The organism is Methylomarinum vadi, assembly GCF_000733935.1.
Classification (GTDB): Bacteria; Pseudomonadota; Gammaproteobacteria; order Methylococcales; family Methylomonadaceae; genus Methylomarinum; species Methylomarinum vadi.
The window spans coordinates 2641569-2661186 of the sequence record NZ_JPON01000001.1 but is presented as its reverse complement, the minus strand read 5'-3'; the positions used below and the strand labels follow the sequence as shown (position 1 = coordinate 2661186).

The 19618-nt window shown below is 49.7% G+C and carries 13 protein-coding genes and 1 pseudogene; 2 read left to right on the top strand and 12 right to left on the bottom strand.

The window, feature by feature from the left end; genetic code table 11:
• Positions 1-4: 4 nt before the first annotated feature.
• Entirely contained in the window at positions 5-547 is a 543-nt protein-coding gene (gene ampD, locus EP25_RS0113235) for a 1,6-anhydro-N-acetylmuramyl-L-alanine amidase AmpD (RefSeq protein WP_031434331.1), read from the top strand.
• Here ampD and EP25_RS0113230 read toward each other — a convergent pair.
• The 4 genes from EP25_RS0113230 to ribF all read right to left on the bottom strand — a co-directional run bounded on the left by EP25_RS0113230 (position 544) and on the right by ribF (position 7263).
• Complete coding sequence (locus EP25_RS0113230) at positions 544-2445, bottom strand: TonB-dependent receptor plug domain-containing protein (RefSeq protein WP_031434330.1); 1902 nt, start codon at positions 2443-2445, stop codon at positions 544-546. The genes ampD and EP25_RS0113230 overlap by 4 nt on opposite strands.
• Positions 2446-2926: 481 nt before the next feature.
• Complete coding sequence (lspA, locus tag EP25_RS0113225) at positions 2927-3400, bottom strand: signal peptidase II (protein ID WP_031434329.1); 474 nt, start codon at positions 3398-3400, stop codon at positions 2927-2929.
• Positions 3401-3492: 92 nt separating this feature from the next.
• Positions 3493-6324: an isoleucine--tRNA ligase gene (gene ileS, locus EP25_RS0113220; protein WP_031434328.1), complete on the bottom strand. Its 2832-nt coding sequence runs from the start codon at positions 6322-6324 to the stop codon at positions 3493-3495.
• Positions 6325-6327: 3 nt separating this feature from the next.
• Positions 6328-7263, bottom strand: coding sequence for a bifunctional riboflavin kinase/FAD synthetase (gene ribF, locus EP25_RS0113215; RefSeq protein ID WP_031434327.1), 936 nt, complete (start codon positions 7261-7263; stop codon positions 6328-6330).
• 214 nt (positions 7264-7477) lie between these two features.
• On the opposite strand from ribF, the pseudogene EP25_RS22005 reads away from it, so the two are divergent.
• Positions 7478-9024: pseudogene (locus EP25_RS22005) on the top strand (NAD-dependent malic enzyme).
• 71 nt (positions 9025-9095) lie between these two features.
• On the opposite strand, the gene thyA reads toward EP25_RS22005, so the two are convergent.
• From thyA to EP25_RS0113170, 8 genes are all read right to left on the bottom strand, one after another.
• Complete coding sequence (gene thyA / locus EP25_RS0113205) at positions 9096-9929, bottom strand: thymidylate synthase (protein WP_031434326.1); 834 nt, start codon at positions 9927-9929, stop codon at positions 9096-9098.
• A gap of 32 nt (positions 9930-9961) precedes the next feature.
• Positions 9962-12376, bottom strand: a complete 2415-nt coding sequence (gyrB, locus tag EP25_RS0113200) for a DNA topoisomerase (ATP-hydrolyzing) subunit B (RefSeq protein WP_031434325.1) — start codon at positions 12374-12376, stop codon at positions 9962-9964.
• 79 nt (positions 12377-12455) lie between these two features.
• A complete protein-coding gene (gene recF, locus EP25_RS0113195) occupies positions 12456-13529 on the bottom strand; it encodes a DNA replication/repair protein RecF (RefSeq protein ID WP_031434324.1) in 1074 nt (357 codons plus the stop codon).
• A 7-nt stretch (positions 13530-13536) separates the two neighbouring features.
• Positions 13537-14637: a DNA polymerase III subunit beta gene (gene dnaN, locus EP25_RS0113190; RefSeq protein WP_031434323.1), complete on the bottom strand. Its 1101-nt coding sequence runs from the start codon at positions 14635-14637 to the stop codon at positions 13537-13539.
• Between the two features lie 186 nt (positions 14638-14823).
• Complete coding sequence (gene dnaA, locus EP25_RS0113185) at positions 14824-16143, bottom strand: chromosomal replication initiator protein DnaA (protein WP_031434322.1); 1320 nt, start codon at positions 16141-16143, stop codon at positions 14824-14826.
• 354 nt (positions 16144-16497) lie between these two features.
• Positions 16498-17703, bottom strand: a complete 1206-nt coding sequence (locus tag EP25_RS0113180; RefSeq protein WP_031434321.1) for an ABC transporter permease — start codon at positions 17701-17703, stop codon at positions 16498-16500.
• A 2-nt stretch (positions 17704-17705) separates the two neighbouring features.
• Positions 17706-18365, bottom strand: coding sequence for an ABC transporter ATP-binding protein (locus EP25_RS0113175; protein WP_031434320.1), 660 nt, complete (start codon positions 18363-18365; stop codon positions 17706-17708).
• Positions 18362-19504, bottom strand: a complete 1143-nt coding sequence (locus EP25_RS0113170) for an efflux RND transporter periplasmic adaptor subunit (RefSeq protein ID WP_031434319.1) — start codon at positions 19502-19504, stop codon at positions 18362-18364. The genes EP25_RS0113175 and EP25_RS0113170 overlap by 4 nt, the downstream gene beginning before the upstream one ends.
• Positions 19505-19618: the final 114 nt, after the last annotated feature.

Genomic DNA, 19618 nt, shown 5'->3' with positions numbered 1-19618 from the left:
CAATATGGAAATTCGAAATCATCGCCTTGAATCCGCACGTTTCATTCCATCGCCCAATTGTGATGCTCGTCCCGAGGACGAGGATATTTCGTTGTTGGTGATTCATTGCATCAGTCTGCCTCCTCGGCAATTCGGCGGCGATTACATCGAACAATTGTTCTGCAATTGCCTCAATCCCGACGATGATCCATATTTTAAAGAAATTCACCGGCTCAAAGTCTCGGCCCATTTATTGATACGACGCGAAGGCGATATTATTCAATTCGTACCCTTTAACCAAAGGGCCTGGCATGCCGGAGTTTCCTGTTTCGACGGGCGCGAACGCTGTAACGATTTTTCCATCGGTATCGAACTGGAAGGGTCTGAGGCTATCCCATACAGCGACCAGCAATACCAACAACTTGCCGACGTAACTCGCGTATTGCTAGCAACCTATCCGAAACTGAATAAAAAACACATCACAGGACACAGCAACATCGCTCCGGAACGCAAGACCGACCCCGGTTCCTCATTCGACTGGGATCGCTTTAGGCAATCGCTCGATTAATCGAAACGGTAACTGATTTGGAACAGGGTTTGGTCGGATAGACGGTCGCCCGGGCTGAATTCGTCCTTCGATCCCAATACGTTTTGGTGAATCACGGCAACATTCAGAGATTGGTTCTCGTTCAGTTGGAAGGATTTATTCAGCATCAAATCCAAGCGCTGAAATTGCCCGATTTCGCTCGAACGCAAATAGGTCATTTTGCTCTGGTAATAATAACTGACGCTGGCCTGCCATCGTTGGAGAAACTGGTAGGAAGCCAACACATTCAGCGAGTGATGCGGAGCCGAAGCGCCGTAATCGATAAAAGAAGGACTCGCATCGATATTGATCCATGAATACCCTAGATGTAACAATATTTGCCGGTTCGGCCGGTAATCCAATTGCATTTCATAATTGAGCGCAGTGGCGACATCCGCGGTTTGATAATGCATTACCGGCTCCAGCGTTTGTGGATCGATATGAGAGCCCGTGATCTGAGTCAGGCGGCGAAAACGTTGATGGGCAAACTTGAGGTCGGCGGTCAGAGCCTTGTTAAAATATTGGCCATGATAGCCCAATTCAAGGGTATAAAGTTCCTCTGGCAATAAATGACTCGTCGTTTTTACTTGGTAAGGCAAAATCGCTGACACCGTTCTACGAATATCGATATATTGTTCGCCAATGGTCGGCATACGCGATGCCCTGGAGGCGATAAAACGGAAACTATGCTGATCCGACCATAAATAATTCAAGGCGATTCTCGGAGATATATCGGCGTCTTGATATGAATTCTTTTCCAGCAAGGCTCCCAAATTGAGAATAAAATCGTCCAGAAATTTCCATTCGAAATTGGCAAATATCCGGTAGAGCACATTGGTTTTATCGTCGTAGCTGCTTAACCAAAAAGGCAAACGTATCCTATCGAGACGACTACCTACTCCCCATGCCACACGCAGATCATCGAATAGTAAAGTCGAATGCTGTAACTCAAAATCCAGCCTTTCACTCATCGTATCATTATTGAGATTGCGTAGCGCGGAATGGATCGGTTCCACGCTATCCCGACGAAAATGCGTGAGCTGAATCAGTAGTTGTTCGTCCAAAGTCGGTTGATAAGTCCAACTAAGATTTTGCGAAATGCGACGGGAACGTTGATGACGGACCGGATCGGTCAGACTTCCGATAGTACCGGACTGACTCTTGTCCGCACTGTAGCCGAAGTTATATTGCAAGGCGCTTTGCTCAGATAGACGGTAATCGAAACGGGTACTCAGCACATCGACTAACTGGTCGTCGGCAACGCCTTCGAGCCCATCTTCTTGCTGATGCATATAAGCTAAACGATAGCTCAAATCCTTCCATCTCCCCCCGTATCTGGCTGCGGCCCGGTAATAGTCGTTGCTGCCACCTCGGAAAGAGACTTTCGCCCCCTGATCTTGCAATGAATGCGTGGTAATGATGTTGATAACGCCCAAAAATGAATTCGGGCCATACGTGGCGGCATTCGGACCGCGAATGACCTCGATTCTTTCGATATCCTCGATCAACAACGGATAATCATCCCAATGCACGCCGCCGAAACTGGCGCTGTATATGGAGTGGCCATCGATCAATACCTGCATGTCGCGGGAGAATTCATCGGCCATGCCATGATAAGTCACGGAGGGTAGGTTTTTACGTTCGTAGCCCACTTGCATGCCCGGCACCAAACGAAACAATTCGACTATTTCCTTGGCGCCGCTGGCCTTGATCATGGCCTTGTCGATCACCGTGATGGCGGCCGGTGCCGTGAACAATGATTGCTTTAAACGGGTTGCCGTTAACGCGGTCGGCGCGTCGTCGAGAAAAAAATCTTCGGCATGCTGGGCCAACAACGGTTGACTGCAGACTAATAGCAAAACTCCGGCGCCCCGTTTCATGATATTTTCCAAAGCCGGAAAATATCAGTCTTGACAGACATCGTATCGCTGAAAAGAAACATAAAGGGAAACATAACTATTGGCTGGAAAAACCACGCTATCCGGAATATTATTCAATAAGCTTAAAAGGAAAAGAATAGCAAATTATTAAGCTGGCAAGAAAGCTTTTACTGACAGCCAAAAAAATAGCCATAGAACATGAAGGGTTTAAGCCCTCTGAAAACTGAACCTGGCTTCACCTCCTTCTGCCTATATTAATCGATAACAGATTTCAAAAAATGTCCGATCACTTAAGCAGTTACCCTCAATAAACTCGTCTTTCGATCCCAGATTGTTTCTATATATCAAGGCAAGATTCAAGGACTGGTGTTCGGATAGTTTGAATGATTTTCTCACAACAAGATCCAACCGTTGATAAACACCGATTGGACTGGGAGTTCTCAGATATTGCACAGCAAGGCCAGTATCCCGACAATTGATTTCATTTTTGGTCTTTTTGTCGGCCAATACCAAAACTTTCTAATAGCATCAAAAAGACGCCAAGCGTGATCGCCGAGTCGGCTATGTTGAAGGCCGGCCAATGCCATTGACGGTAATACACATCGAGAAAATCGATCACGTAACCGTAAACCAAACGATCGATCAGATTACCGAGCGCTCCCCCCAAAACCAGAGCCAGGGCAATGGCCAGCAGCGTTTCATGACGCTTCAAGCGCGCCAGCCAAATCGTCAATGCGGTACTGATAACCACCGCCAAGGCGGCAAAAAACCAACGTTGCCAACCACCCGCCTCACTGAGCAAACTGAATGCGGCGCCGGTATTGTGGACATAGGTCAGGTTAAAATAAGGAAAAACAGCGATTGATTCATACAACCGCATGGAACCGGCAACCCACAGTTTACTGCCTTGATCCAACAACAAGGCCAGCACAGATAACCACAACCATTTCAACATATTCAAGTTTTTGGCTTGTCCGATTAATTCATAAGTCATTTTCGAAACAACCGGGACAAGCGGCACGAAGCCACTTATCCGATGCCTTTCAGTTAAGCGAAGCGGCGTACCTCGCCGTCGCCGGCAACGTTTTCGACACAACGCCCGCATAATTCCGGATGGTCGGCATGGCTGCCAACATCGGCGCGCTGATGCCAGCAACGCACACACTTAGCATGCTCGGACGCCGTCACTTTCAGTTTAACGCCAGGCAGCTCGGTTGATACGGCATCGGCCGGGCTGTCTTGCTCGGCGAATACTGCTGCGGCCGAAGTGATGAAGACAAAACGCAGTTCATCGTCCAATAGGTTAAGTGCCACTGCGTAGTCATCGTTACAGTACAATGCCACTTCGGCATTCAGCGAGGCACCGATGGTGCCCTTGGAACGCAATTGTTCGATTTCCTTGCTGACCACGGTTCTGACCGCCATGACTTTATCCCAGGTTGCCCGGTTGATGGCTGCGCCTTCGTCCACAGGAAACAAACCGTCATACCAAGTTTCCAGGAAGACCGACTCGACGCGCTCGCCAGGAATGTAGCGCCAAATTTCATCGGCGGTATAGCTGACGATTGGCGCCAACCAGCGGGTCAAGGCCTCGATGACATGGTACATCGCCGTCTGCGCGGAACGACGCGCCAGACCATCCGCCTTGGCGGTATATTGGCGATCCTTGATAATATCGAGGTAAAAACCGCCCAGGTCGATCGCGCAGAAATGATGGACTTTCTGATAGATCAGCTGGAATTGATAATTGGCATAAGCGGTTTTAACCTCTTCCTGCAAACGCCAGGCACGGTCCACGACCCAGCGATCCAAGGCCAACAACTCGTCCTTACCAACCTTATGCGCCGCCGGGTCGAAGCCGTTAAGATTCGACAACAGAAAGCGAGCGGTATTACGCAAACGGCGGTAACCATCGGCGGTACGGGTCAGGATTTCGTCGGAGACATTCATTTCGCCGCGGTAATCGGTCGCCGCCACCCAGAGGCGCAATACATCGGCGCCCAACGATTTCATAACCGATTGCGGCGCGACCACATTACCGCGGGACTTGGACATCTTCTTGCCTTCAGCGTCTACGGTGAAGCCATGAGTCAGTACAGCCCTGTATGGCGCGACATCGTTCATTGCCGTCGAGGCCAGCAAGGATGACTGGAACCAGCCGCGATGTTGGTCCGAACCCTCCAGATAGAGATCGGCCGGAAAATCCAATTGTTCGCGTCGGTTCAACACGCAGGCATGGGTGACGCCGGAATCGAACCAGACATCGAGGGTATCCTGCATCTTATCGTACTGTTCCGCATCGGCGCCGATCAGCTCGGCCGCATCCAATTCGAACCAGGCATCGATACCTTGTTGCTCGACCCGCTGGGCGACTTGCTCGATCAATTCGGCGCTGCGGGGGTGTAACTCGCCGGTTTCCTTATGCACGAAGAAGGCGATCGGCACGCCCCAAGTCCGTTGCCGGGAAATACACCAATCGGGACGTTTTTCCATCATGCCTTCGATGCGCGCCTGTCCCCAGTCCGGAATCCAATCAACCTTCTTGACTTCATTCAACGCGGTATCGCGCAAGTTATTCTTGTTCATCGAGATGAACCACTGCGCGGTGGCCCGGAAGATGATCGGCGTCTTATGCCGCCAACAATGGGGATAACTATGCAACAAGGCTTCGTGGTGCAGCAGCTTGCCCCGTTCCTTCAAGACTTCCAAGACATGATCGTTGGCGCTGAACACATGTTCGCCGGCGAACAATTCGGTGTTGGGCAGGAACACACCGTTCGCGCCCACCGGATTGTCGACCGGTAGATTGTATTTCATACCCACTACGTAGTCTTCCTGACCATGGCCCGGTGCGGTGTGTACCGCGCCGGTACCGGCATCGACCGTGACGTGATCGCCAAGAATGACCGGCACTCGACGTTCGTAGAACGGATGTTGCAGTAACTGATTTTCCAATGCCGCGCCTTTGCCATAGGCGATTACATGATAATCGTCGATGCCGTAACGCGCCATCGCGTCCTTCAGCAATACCTCGGCAATCACCAGGCGTTCCTTCTGGCCGTCGTTGTCGCATTGCACGACGGCATATTCCAATTCAGGATTGAGCGCGACCGCCTGGTTGGCCGGCAGGGTCCATGGGGTGGTGGTCCAAATGACCACCGACAGGGGACCCTCGCCATCGTGTTCAGGGACATGATGAAAGCCCTCCAGGAAAGCGTCCTCATCGATCACTTGAAATCGCACATCGATGGCGGGCGAATGTTTGTCTTCATATTCGACTTCCGCCTCGGCCAAGGCCGACCCACAATCGGTGCACCAATGCACCGGTTTGGCGCCCTGGCTTAGGTGTCCCTTGTCTGCAATCTTGCCCAACGAGCGAATGATGTCGGCCTCGAATTTAAAATCCATGGTCAGGTAAGGATTGTCCCAGTCGCCCAATACGCCCAAACGAATGAATTCCTCTTTTTGCATGTTGACCTGTTTGCCGGCATATTTTCGGCATTCCTTACGGAATTCGGCTTGAGAAACTTTGGCGCCCGCCTTGCCGACTTTCTTTTCCACCATCAGCTCGATCGGCAGGCCATGGCAATCCCAACCCGGCACATAGGGGGCATCGAAACCGCTCAGCGTTTTCGATTTAATGACGATATCCTTCAAGACCTTGTTGACGGCATGGCCGATATGAATCGCGCCATTGGCATAAGGAGGGCCGTCATGCAGAATGAATTTGGGTCGGCCAGCACACGCTTCCCTGATTTTGCAATACAGTTCATTTTCATTCCATTGCTTCAACATCTCCGGCTCGCGTTGCGCCAGGTTTGCCTTCATCGGGAAAGCCGTTTTCGGTAAATTGAGTGTCTTTTTATAGTCCATCGTCATATCTTATTTTAAATCAGCAAAAATCTCTTTAGCCTGCCGCACATCATGATCGATCTGCTGTTGTAACTGTTGCAGCGAATGAAAACGCATCTCATCGCGAATCTTCCGTTTAAAATGCACCTCGACATAGGCGCCGTAAATCTCGCGATTAAAGTCGAATAAATGCGTCTCCAGAATCACCTTGGCGCTACCGTCAACTGTCGGACGAGTTCCCACATTGGCCACGCCGGCATATTCCCGACCATCGATACCGGTCATGGTGACGGCATAGACGCCGACAATCGGCGTGTTCTTCCTGAACATCTCGATATTGGCGGTCGGAAAACCCAGCGTCCTGCCTCTTTTATCACCATGCGCCACCCTGCCGCAAACCGAATAATCGCGCCCCAACATCTTAGCCGCCAAAGCCAGATTACCTTCGCCCAGGGCATCGCGTATCAATGTGCTGCTAATGCGCATGCCATCCAACTCGAGGGAGCGGGTATCCTCGACCTGAAAACCGTATTGTTCCCCAGCCTCCTTCAACATGGCGAAATTACCCCGGCGCGCCTTGCCGAAATGAAAATCGTCGCCAACCACCAGGTATTTGACGTTCAAATTGTCAATCAAGATATCCTTGATGAAATCCTCGGCTCGGTAATTCGCCAAATGCCGATTAAACCCCAAAACCAGCAATTGGTCGACCGGCAATGAGGAGAATTGTATGACCTTTTCCCGCAACCGGGTCAGCCGGGAAGGGGCATTTTCACCGAGAAAATATTCCAACGGTTGCGGTTCGAACAACAACACCACAGCCGGCAAACCCAATTTTTCGCCGTGCGATGCCAATTTTTCTATAACCGCCCGGTGCCCCAAATGCAGTCCGTCAAAGTTTCCTATCGTCAACACACAACCACGATGCAATGGTTCAAGATGAGCTAGCCCCCTGATTAACTGCATGATTCTCTGTTAAATTGGAAACCGTTCATTCTACCATTAACTTGTCAAGCCTAGAAAGTTAAACACCTGGAGTTTGATCAATACCCGCTTTGCACCCACCAAGTCAGTTTTTATTGTGGTGTGATTTTTGCTTAACTTTATTTCATCTTCTTGACATGATCCTGTCACGATAATTTTGTCTGATACCCAAATCCATTATTCGGTAGATAAACTTATGAACCAGAAAAATCGTCCTCTCTACATCCGCTATGCGGGCCCGGTGTTATTAGAAACCTCGTTGCTGAACAAGGGCAGCGCATTTACCGAAGAGGAACGGCGAAACTTCAATCTGGAAGGTTTGCTACCGCACAATATCGAGACCATCGAAGAACAGGTCAAACGTTGTTATATGCAGTTCAGCAGTTTCACTGATGACTTGGTCAAGCACATTTACCTGCGCAATATTCAGGACAGTAACGAAACCCTGTTTTACCGCGTGATGACCGATCACCTAGAGGAAATGATGCCCATCATTTATACGCCGACGGTCGGTCAGGCCTGCCAGGAGTTTTCCCGTATCTATCGCCGTAACCGGGGACTATTCATATCCTATCCGAACCGTGAGCGAATGGACGATATGTTGCAAAACTCCATCAAGCAAAATGTCAAAGTGATCGTCGTGACCGATGGCGAGCGTATTCTGGGTTTGGGCGACCAAGGCATAGGCGGCATGAGCGGATCACCGGCGATGACTATTATGCCTTCGTCGATGAATTCGTCCAGGCGGTCAAACGCCGCTGGCCCGATGCGTTGTTGCAATTCGAGGATTTTGCCGCGCAAAACGCCAACCCATTGTTGGAAAAATATCGCGATGAACTCTGTAGCTTCAACGACGATATCCAGGGCACCGCGGCCGTGACGGTCGGCACGTTATTGGCCGCTTGCCATCATCTCGGCACGCAATTGAAGGATCACCGTATCGTTTTTCTCGGCGCCGGATCGGCCGGTTGCGGCATCGCCGAACAAATCGTCGCGAAAATGTGCAGCATGGGTGTTAGCGAGACGGAAGCCCGCCGCAATATTTATCTGCTCAATTCCCAGGGACTGGTGACGGACAACTCGCCGGAACTGCAGGGCTATCAACGCAATTTGGCGCAAAAGTCGGCCACGCTGGACTGGTTGCCGCAAAACGGAATTCCGCAATTGCTGGATGTCATCGAAAACGTCAAGCCCACCGTTTTGATCGGCGTCAGCGGACAACCCAACAAGTTCAATGAAACCATCGTCAAAGCGATGTTCACACATTGCCCCCGACCCATCATCATGCCGCTGTCCAATCCGACCTCGAAAGCGGAAGGTATCCCGGCAGAAATCATCGAATGGGCCGACGGCCAGGCCATCGTAGCGACCGGCAGTCCGTTCGCGCCGATCGAATATCGGGGTAGGCGCTACCCCATTTCGCAATGCAACAACAGTTATATTTTCCCCGGCGTCGGCCTGGGAGTGATTGCCGCCGAAGCCACCCGGGTCACCGACAATATGATGATGGCGTCGAGCGAAGCCTTGGCGCGCTGTTCCCCGTTGATCACCGGTACCGGCGACAGTCTGTTGCCATCATTAACGGATATCCGCGAAGTCAGTAAAAAAATCGCCAAAGCCGTTGCCCTGCAGGCGATGGACGATAATGTCGCCTTCCTGATTTCCGAAGAGGCGCTGGAGGAAAAAATCGAGAAAAATTTCTGGGAACCGGTCTACCGCAATTACCGGCGCACGTCGTTTTGATTTTCCGTTAGCACCACGATTGCCGAATCTTTTTACCGGCAATCGTGATGCAGGGGTTGCCTAAGAACAAACTAAACCGATATCGGCGCCTTGATATGCGCATGAGACCGATAGTCGGCCACCTCGAAATCCTCGTAGCGATAGTCGAATAGCGATTTTGGTTTCCTTTTGATAACCAATTTAGGTAACGGATAGGGTTTTCGGCTCAATTGCAGTTTCGCTTGCTCCAGATGATTCAGATATAAATGCACATCGCCGCCGGTCCAGACAAAGTCGCCTACCTGCAAATTCGCCTGCTGAGCCACCATATGCGTCAATAATGCATAACTGGCAATATTGAACGGCAAGCCCAAGAACGTATCGCAGCTGCGCTGATAGAGCTGACAGGACAACTTGCCGTCGGCCACATAAAACTGAAACAAGGTGTGGCAGGCGGCGAGGGCCATCTTGCCATTGGCGACGTTCTGTTGCGGACTGACCGACTCGTCGGGCAGATCGGCCACATTCCAGGCCGAGACGATCATGCGCCGGCTATTCGGCGTTTCCTGCAATTGCCTGATCACGGTCGCAATCTGATCGATATGCCCGCCGTCAGGCGCGGGCCACGAACGCCATTGATAACCATAGATCGGCCCCAACTCGCCCCGCTCGTCGGCCCATTCGTCCCAAATACTGACGCCGTTTTCATTCAAATAGACGATATTGGTATCGCCGTTCAAAAACCACAGCAATTCATGAATAATCGATTTCAGATGTACCTTCTTGGTCGTCACCAACGGAAAACCGTCTTGCAGATTGAAGCGCATTTGATGACCGAAGATCGACAAGGTACCGCTGCCGGTGCGGTCGCCTTTCCGATTGCCTTCGTTGAGAATTTTTTCCAGTAGATCGAGGTATTGTTGCATGTTTAATTTAAAATGTTTGAATCCGACTGTTATTACACATCCAGATTAGAAACATCCAACGCGTTCTTGACAATGAAGTCCCTCCTTGGTTCGACCACGTCGCCCATCAATGTGGTGAAGATCTCGTCGGCTGCAATGGCGTCCTCGATGGTCACTTGCAGCATGCGGCGGCTGTTGGCGTCCAACGTCGTTTCCCACAATTGTTCAGGGTTCATTTCGCCCAGCCCTTTGTAGCGCTGGATATGCTGGCCTTTTTTGACTTCGCGCATCATCCACTCGAAGGCCTGCTTGAAACTGTTGACCGGGTGTTGTCTCTCGCCCATGCGTATGAAAGACCGCTCGCCGAACATGCCGACCGTGTCGTAGGCGTATTTGGCGATCTTCTTGTAATCGGAACTGTTGAAAAATGCCGAGGTTAATACAAAAGTTTTACTGACGCCGTGCAGCCTTTTCTTGACCGTGACATCGAAATCATCGGCATTGTTGTAATTCAACTCCAAGGTAAAAACCGCCTTGTGATCGCCCTGTTGCAACAGTTGTTGCAAGCGATCCAGCCATGCTTGAAACTTCTCCCGATCCTGTTTGATTTCATCGCTCAAAGGGTCTAGATACGTCAGCCTCTCCAGGAACAAATCGTCATAACGTCTGGACTGGCGATTGATGACCATCATGACTTCGCTGTACTCGGTCGCCAGTTTTTCCAGTCCCGCCCCTTGTATTACCGGAGAATCCTCGTCGGTTTGCAATTGGGCCTTGTCCAAAGCCAATTGGATCAGATATTGGTTCAACTGCGCATCGTCCTTGACGTAATGTTCCTGCTTGCCCTTCTTGACTTTGTAAAGCGGCGGTTGGGCGATGTAGATATGTCCCCGTTCGATCAATTCGGGCATTTGTCGGTAAAAGAAAGTCAACAGAAGGGTACGGATATGCGAGCCGTCGACATCGGCATCGGTCATGATGATGATGCGGTGGTAACGCAGCTTGTCGATATCGTATTCTTCCTTGCCGATACCACAGCCAAGAGCGGTAATCAATGTACCGACCTCGTCGGAGGAAATCATCTTATCGAAGCGGGCTTTTTCCACATTGAGAATCTTTCCCTTCAACGGCAGAATCGCCTGTGTGCGTCGATCCCGGCCCTGTTTGGCGGAACCGCCGGCCGAGTCCCCCTCCACGATGAATAATTCGGACAACGCCGGGTCTTTTTCTTGGCAATCGGCCAGTTTGCCCGGCAAACCGGCGATATCCAGGGTCGTTTTACGCCGGGTCATTTCCCTCGCTTTGCGCGCCGCTTCCCGGGCCCGCGCCGCATCGATAATTTTGTTGGCGATGGTCTTACCGATCTGAGGTTGTTCCAGCAAAAATTCCTGCAGCTTTTCATTCATGGTGGACTCCACCAATGGCTTCACTTCCGATGAAACTAATTTTTCCTTAGTCTGCGAGGAGAATTTCGGGTCCGGCACTTTGACCGATAGGACCGCCGTCAAACCTTCCCGAGCATCGTCGCCGGTGGTGGCGACCTTTTCTTTTTTCGCCAGGCCGTTTGCTTCGATATATTGGTTAATGGTTCGGGTCAAGGCGCCTCTGAAGCCCGCCAGGTGAGTACCGCCGTCGCGCTGCGGAATGTTGTTGGTATAACAGAAGATGTTTTCCTGGTAGGAGTCGTTCCACTGCATGGCCACTTCCACCGTTACGCCGTCTTTTTCTGCGACGAAATGAAACACATCCTCGAACAGTGGTGTCTTGTTTTTATTCAAGTGCTGTACGAATGCGCTAATACCGCCTTCGAATTCGAACACATCTTCCTTGCCGCTACGCTCATCCTTCAACGATATCCTGACGCCTGAATTAAGGAACGACAATTCGCGCAATCGTTTCGCCAGTATGTCGTAGTGAAACTCTACGTCGGAAAAAGTTTCCTTGCTGGGTTTGAAAGTAATCTGGGTGCCGCTGCCTTCTGCGTCGGCCACCGCTTCTAACGGCGCCAGCGGCTCTCCCATGTGGTATTTCTGTTGATAAAGCTTGCCGTTCTTGCGGATCTGCAACAGCATTTCTTCCGATAACGCGTTGACCACAGACACACCGACACCATGCAGCCCCCCCGAAACCTTGTAGGCGTTATCGTCGAACTTTCCACCGGCATGTAGAACCGTCATAATCACTTCGGCGGCCGAACGCCCTTCTTCCGGATGAATATCGACCGGAATACCTCGACCGTCGTCGGCTACCGTGACCGATCCATCTTGATGAATGATCACATCGACCCCTTTGCAATAACCGGCCAAGGCTTCGTCGATCGAATTGTCCACCACTTCAAAAACCATATGATGCAAACCGGTGCCGTCATCCGTGTCTCCGATGTACATTCCCGGGCGTTTTCTAACCGCATCCAGTCCCTTTAGCACCGTAATATTGGAACTATCGTATTGATCGTTTTTTTCACTCATAAGGTTTTTACCGTATTTATTGATAAAGGGTGAACATGATTGCTCTTTAAACCACCTGCTTTATGTTCCACGTGAAACATCATAAAGATTTAATACAACCATGTTCCACGTGGAACACTTTCAAATCGATTGAATCGTTAAGCTCACCGAAATCGGAAAGTTCGGTAGAAGACATGAATACTTGGCAATTCAATCCAGCCAGATATTTTAACAATTTTGCCTTGTTTAAAGTATCCAATTCAGCAGTTAGATCGTCGATTAAGATACAAACCGAGTTATTGTTGAATTGGTTGAGTAGTTTGACCTGGGCCAACTTTAACGCGAGTACGAGTAATTTCAATTGCCCTCGGGAAACGAAATCCTTGGCAATGCGTTGATTGAAAAGCAATTGAAAATCGGAACGATGGGGACCGCTATGCGTATAGCCATAGCGCAGGTCTTTTTCAAGATCTCCCTGCAATAAGTGCAAAAGCCCTTTCTCTCGATCGTAGCCTGGTAAAAACTTAAGTTGCAATTGCACGTTCGTCAAAAAATGCTCAGCGACTTGTTGAAAAACAGGTTCCAACAGGCGTAAATAATCTTGGCGATAAGTGGTAACGAGTTCGCTGTATTGCACCAGCTTGCCATTCCATACCCCCAGTTGTTTCAATTGCCGGCTCTTTAACAAGGAGTTTCTTTGCAATAACACTTTTTTAAAATTACGCCAATCGGATAAAAAGTTTTGCTTGTGATTGAATATCCCCCAGTCCATAAACTCGCGGCGGATTTGTGGCCCCGCATCCAGCAGTTTATAGCTTTTCGGATGAATCAATTGTAAGGGTAACGAATAAGCCAGATCGGATTTTTTTTTACTTTCCCGATTGATGTGTATATCGCAGTGTTTCTGGTTAATCTGTATGCCCAGTTGAGCAAGATGACCACCAGTTTGTTGGATTTGCGCGGAAACGATTAAGTCGGGTTGTTCGAATTCGATCGCCTGTTTGATATTTGCCGTCCTGAATGAGCGGGCCCGGCCCAGGATAAAAATCGCTTCGAGCAAGGAACTCTTGCCGCTGGCGTTGGCGCCGGTGATTAGATTAAGGGAAGGGGAAGGCAACAATGTTGCCCTATGGATATTCCGGACCGACAGAATATCCAGTTTCACGATTGCCATGAATGTATTAGAGACGCATCGGCATGACAATGAATTTAAACAACGACTGATCCGGCTCTTCGATAAAACAACTGCTAGCATTGCTGGCGAAAGTCATGACCGCCATTTCGGAATCCAGATTGGAAACGGCATCTAGCATATATTGTGAATTGAAAGAGATCGACAAGCTTTCGCCTTGATATTGCATCACCAATTCTTCTTCGGCTTCATCGTATTCCGGATTATGCGTGCTGATTTTCATCAAGTTATCGCTGATATCGAGCGTGACGCCCTTGAATTTTTCGTTGGACAACACGGAAACGCGGGTCAATGCTTCCTTCAGCAATTGTTTTTGTATCAACACCGGATTATGAAACGGTTGGTCGAACACACGGCTAAAATCCGGGTATTTGGCATCGACTAACTTGGCGGAAAAAATCAGATCTTTATAGAAGATACGGATATTGTTATTGGAGAACTGAATAGTGGCTTCCGCATCGGAGTCGTCCAGCAGCCGGCTCAATTCCTGCACGCCTTTTCTCGGCACGATGATACGGGACTCATAACCGGTGGCTTCGCCAATATCGTCATCGTATATGGATAAACGATGACCATCCGAGGCGACTAATTTCAGTCGACTATTGCTGACATGCAATAACAGACCGTTCAAATAATAGCGGACATCCTGGTTTGCCATGCAGAAAATCGTCTTATCCAAGGCCTTTTTCAATTTGCCGGCATTGATCACAAACGTGTTATCGAATTCCGATTCGGTAAATTCGGGATAATTTTCGGCCGGCAACGTCGTTAACGAGAAACGACCACGCCCCGAAGTGACTTTGACTTTGTCTTCTTTCTGTTCGAACTTAATTTCCGCTTCGTTTGGAAGCAAGCGGCAGATATCGAGAAATTTTCGTGCCGGTACCGTCACGGAACCGGGCTGATCGGCATTGAGATCGATTTTGGCGACCACCTGGATTTCAAGATCGGTACCAGTCAAAACCAACTGATTTTCGTTGGCATTGATTAACACATTGGAAAGAATCGGCATGGTTTGCCTTTTTTCGATCACACTGACGATATGCTGCAGCGGCGTTAAAAGCTGATCCCTATTAATAATAAATTTCATAGATTATTTTATTTATTACTGTTATTAGTCCACGGTCGGCCTGTGGAAAAGTTAAAAAATTTATTATAAATCAAATTATTGATTTGTTCGTAACGATGTTGCCAAATAGCGTTGTAAATTGTTGGCAAAGTTGTGGATAAGTCAAGCTGTGTGTTTAACGACAAGTTATCCACAACTTTTTCGCCATTAATGTGACAATGTTCTCAACAGGTTTTGGTAGTCTTCCGACACTTTGACATCGCTTTCCTTCAACGCATCGATACGTTTGCACGCATTGATCACCGTCGTATGGTCCCGTCCGCCGAAAGCGTCGCCGATTTCAGGATAACTGTGCGAAGTCAATTCCCTGGCTAACGACATGGCGATCTGCCTCGGCCGGGTGATCGATTGTTTGCGGTTTTTCGAAGATAAGTCGGCCACGCGGATCTTGAAATATTCGGCCACCGTTTTCTGGATATTTTCGATACTGACCAGTTTGTCCTGCAGGGAAATCAAATCATGCAAGGCTTCCTTGGTAAAATCGATGGTAATTTCCCGTCCTGTGAATTGCGAATTGGCGACAACTCGGCGCAACGCCCCTTCCAAATCCCTGACATTGGAAGGAATGCGTTTGGCGATAAAAAAAGCGACATCCTGATCCAGCTCGACATTCACCAATTTGGCTTTTTTTATCAAAATGGCCGCCCGCGTTTCCAGATCCGGCGGCTCGATCGCCACCGGCAAGCCCCAACCGAAGCGAGATTTCAAACGGTCTTCCAGCCCTTCGATCTCTTTTGGGTACTTGTCGCAGGTCAATACAACCTGATGCTTTTTATCCAGCAGGTTGTTGAAGGTGTGGAAAAACTCTTCCTGGGAACGCTCTTTACCCGCCAAAAACTGAATATCGTCGATCAACAGAATATCGATGCTGCGGTAATAATCCTTGAAACTGTTGATGGTATTTTGCTGTAACGCCCTGACCATATCCTGGACGAACTTTTCCGAATGCAGGTAAACGACATTAGCCGACGGGTTTTGTTCCAACACGGCATTACCGATGGCATGCATCAAGTGGGTCTTGCCCAGGCCCGAACTGCCATAAATAAACAAGGGATTATAAGCCTTGCCGATATTTTCGGAGACTTGCACCGAAGCGGCCCGGGCCAACTGATTCGATTTACCTTCGACAAAACTGTCGAAAGTGAATGCCTTGTTTAAAAAGTTAGGCAGTTTCTTTTTTTGCGCAGGCGTTTTTCCCACACTGGGTGGAGGTTTAATGGCCGGCGCCTTTTTGCTGCCGATTTCGAATTGTAAAACCAGCGTGCCATTGGAAAACTCATACACGGCATCTTCGATCTTGGCAAGAAAATGTTGTTTGACATGATCGATGATGAATCGATTCGGTGCCAATAATCTTAACTTTTCATTGCTTTCCACAGCCTGCAACGGTCTGATCCAGGTGCTGAAATCGGACGAAGGGATTTCATGTTCGAGTTTGGCAAGACAATTATTCCAGATAGCGCTCATTTATCAGTGTGCTTCAATGGGTAAGATTCGGGGGGACAGCCATCATATGGCCAATAGGGTCTAACAAGAATTTGTTGTATCGGTTAATAACAACAAGATAGATATTTTAACTTTATTATTGTTATTAAGTCACCAAAATTCTGTGGATAACTCTTTTTTTAATAATAAAATCAATAAAATGATATGTTATAAACAATGTTGATCAAAGCTGGTTCAAGTTGTTGGCTAGGTTGTGGATAACTCAAACATCGATTTTCACTACAACTTATCCACAACTTTTTCGAGCAGAATATAACAGCTTCTGCACAAACAGTCGGGTGTTGATTGTATGTGTTGTGGCTATGAACGGCTTTTTCAGCGTTTAGACAACGCCATGATCGGGTCTAAATCCGCCGCCTTTCGGGCCGGAAGCACGCCGAACAATATTCCGGTGAAAACGGCGACGGCAACAGCCGCGAAGAGCGCCCAGAGCGGCAGGACCAACGGGAAGTCGGCGTAAACAGTTTGGATCAGGACCAATATGAGTTTGCCAAGCAACATGCCCAACAGTGCACCGGCCAGGGATAAAATGGCCGCTTCAGCCAAAAAAAGCCATTGCAGTTGTGAGCGTGTTGCTCCTAATGCTTTGAGCAAGCCGATTTCCGCAGTGCGTTGTGTCACACTGACCAACATCACATTCATGACCAACACGCCCGCCACTAACAGGCTGATACTGGCGATGCTGGTTACCGTCAATGTCAATGCCGTCAGGATATCGTCGAAAGTTCTGACGACGCTGTCTTGGGTGATAATGGTGATATCGTCTTCGCCCTCGTGCCGTTGTTTGATGATTTTGCGGATATGCTCTTCCGCTTGATACATGGCTTGCTTCGATTTCGCCTCCGCGAGCAGTCGGAATAGGGAGTGATTGTTGAACAGTATTTGCGCCGATGCGACGGGAACGATCACTACTTCATCCAAACCGACACCGATCGATTGGCCTTGTTCAGCCAATACACCGATGATTTGAAAACGTCGGTCGTTGATGCGTAGCCATTGGCCTAATACCTGCTTTCCGGCAAACAATTCCGCTTTGATGGTTTGGCCTATCACGCAGACCGGTACGGCTTTGTCGATATCGATTTTTGGTAGGAAGCGGCCTTGCGCCATATCCAAATGTCTGACGCTGCGCAGTGCCGCTGTCGATCCTAAAATTGAGCTTTCCCGTTCCAGACCGAAAATGGAAACAGGCGCCGAACCGACAGACACGGGAGCCGTAGCCGCGATATATGGACTGGCGGCCACCGCTTCCGCATCTTCCAGGGTTAAGTCTCTCGGGGTTTCGCCGAAGATGGGCGGTTGACCGCCGGTGGTTTCGTTGCGGCCTGGCAGAATGATCAGCAAATGCGTGCCCAGGGATTCGAATTCATTCACGACATAAAGCCGCGCGCTTTCGCCTAACGCGGTTAAGATTGTGACGGAACTGATGCCGATGCTCATCGCCAGCACGATCAGCGATGCGCGCAGGGGTTGGGTCAAGACAGCGGTTAATGCCTGAGAGAAAATGTCTTTGACTAACACGGCTAGACTATTCGGCCGTCGACGATACGAATCCGCCTGCCGGCACGTTCTCCTAGTGCAGGATCATGCGTGATAACCAGCAACGTGACTCCCTGTTGGTTTAATCGTTCCATCAACTCGATGATTTCCAGACCGGAATGCGTATCCAGGTTACCGGTCGGTTCATCCGCCAGCAAGATCGAGGGATTCATGATAGTGGCCCGGGCAATGGCGACACGTTGGCGTTGTCCGCCGGACAATTGGTCGGGGCGGTGTTCGGCCCTGTCGCTCAATGCCACGGTATCAAGCGCGGCGATGACCCGTTGTCGGCGTTCATTTTTGGGAATACCGGCCAGTATCATCGGCATTTCGATGTTTTCAGCGGCACTGAGCCTGGGGATCAAATGAAAAAACTGAAAGATAAAACCAATATTTTCCCGCCTTACCTGAGCCAGACGATTGTCATCAAAACCGGTGACATTTTGTCCATTCAAGCGGTAAGTGCCGGAGGAGGGTTTGTCGAGCAAGGAAATGATATTTAACAAGGTCGACTTACCGGAACCGGACGGCCCCATGACCGATAGATATTCGCCGTCTTGAATGGACAAATTGATGTTATCGAGCGCATGCACGGTTTGCTCGCCCACTTGAAAAAATCGATTGATATTTTCCAGTTCGATCATCGTTCTTCGACTGCATGGACGCCGGCCGCAACCCCTTCGCGGCCGACCGACAGCACTACTTTGTCGCCCTTTTGCAGGCCGGATAACACTTCGGTAAAACTCCAGTTAGCCAGGCCAGGCTGGAAACTACGTTCCACCAGGAGACCGTCGGCGTCAAGTAGCAATACTCGATTGTTTTCCAACACCGCTTCGGTGGGAATGCGCAAGGCGTTGTCCTTTTTTGCCAACAAAACTTCGATATCCGCGCTATAACCGGGCAGCAAGGCGGCCAGGTCCTCGGGGTCGGTGAGTTTGACTTCCACTTCCACGGTACGGGCTTGTTTTTCCTTTTCCAAAACGTAAGGTGCGATTCGGCTTACCGTTCCGGAGCATCGTTTTTCGGCAAATGCATCCAACGAGACAAAGGCCTGCATACCGGTTTTCAGTTTCGGTGCGTCGACTTCATCGATCGGCGCCGACACATACAAACAGCTGATATCCAGCAGGTCGATGGGCGGCAAGGTTGGAATGCCGGGCGGTGAAGGCGTGACGAATTCGCCCAGTTCGGCATTGATTTCGGCAACGACGCCGGCAAACGGAGCTGTTACCAACGTGCGTTCGACAGCAGCCTCTGCCATCTTTAATTTTGCTTGGCCGACCTCGATTTCGATGTTTGAGGCATGACAAAAAGCGCGTTTGGCGTCCGCATCGGTGACGGCCTGGTCTACTTGCTCTTCAGAGACGAGTTGATTGATTTTTTGCAGTTTGGCCAATCTGACCGCTTCCCGTTTTGCGCCGGCGGCCAACACACAGGCCTGGTTGGCATTGGCGCGAGCGCTTTTGATCTGCGCTTGTTGCAAATCAACCTGAGCCTTCAAATCCTGGTTCCAGACTTCCAGTAATAATTGATTCGGTTTGACCTTATCGCCTTCCCGGACGTGCAGTTTCGCAACCTGGCCGCCCGTTGCCGGGGCCAGATAAGTGCGGCGGCAGGCCTTGACGGTACCGACCCGAGTGTTGGCCACGGTTTCTTTTACCTCACCCGGCGCGACGCGATAGATCTTGACGGCCACCGCTTTGGGCTTATGCCAAAAGGCATAAGCTAGCAAGATCAGTAGCGCGGTAAATAACAGTAGCCAGAAACGTTTTCCGGATATCATTAACTTCTCGGTTTGTTCCCAAGCAAATGGGCGATACGTCCTGGATTTCGGTATTGAAATCCAGGACAACTCAGTTTTTATTCTGGCACTGTTTTCACAAACCGCCAAACAAAA

Excerpts from the sequence above, each read along its gene's own strand:
- ampD (WP_031434331.1), top strand. The coding sequence starts at position 5 with ATGGAAATTCGAAATCATCGCCTTGAATCCGCACGTTTCATTCCATCG.
- EP25_RS0113230 (WP_031434330.1), bottom strand. The coding sequence starts at position 2,445 with ATGAAACGGGGCGCCGGAGTTTTGCTATTAGTCTGCAGTCAACCGTTG.
- lspA (WP_031434329.1), bottom strand. The coding sequence starts at position 3,400 with ATGTTGAAATGGTTGTGGTTATCTGTGCTGGCCTTGTTGTTGGATCAA.
- ileS (WP_031434328.1), bottom strand. The coding sequence starts at position 6,324 with ATGACGATGGACTATAAAAAGACACTCAATTTACCGAAAACGGCTTTC.
- ribF (WP_031434327.1), bottom strand. The coding sequence starts at position 7,263 with ATGCAGTTAATCAGGGGGCTAGCTCATCTTGAACCATTGCATCGTGGT.
- thyA (WP_031434326.1), bottom strand. The coding sequence starts at position 9,929 with ATGCAACAATACCTCGATCTACTGGAAAAAATTCTCAACGAAGGCAAT.
- gyrB (WP_031434325.1), bottom strand. The coding sequence starts at position 12,376 with ATGAGTGAAAAAAACGATCAATACGATAGTTCCAATATTACGGTGCTA.
- recF (WP_031434324.1), bottom strand. The coding sequence starts at position 13,529 with ATGGCAATCGTGAAACTGGATATTCTGTCGGTCCGGAATATCCATAGG.
- dnaN (WP_031434323.1), bottom strand. The coding sequence starts at position 14,637 with ATGAAATTTATTATTAATAGGGATCAGCTTTTAACGCCGCTGCAGCAT.
- dnaA (WP_031434322.1), bottom strand. The coding sequence starts at position 16,143 with ATGAGCGCTATCTGGAATAATTGTCTTGCCAAACTCGAACATGAAATC.
- EP25_RS0113175 (WP_031434320.1), bottom strand. The coding sequence starts at position 18,365 with ATGATCGAACTGGAAAATATCAATCGATTTTTTCAAGTGGGCGAGCAA.
- EP25_RS0113170 (WP_031434319.1), bottom strand. The coding sequence starts at position 19,504 with ATGATATCCGGAAAACGTTTCTGGCTACTGTTATTTACCGCGCTACTG.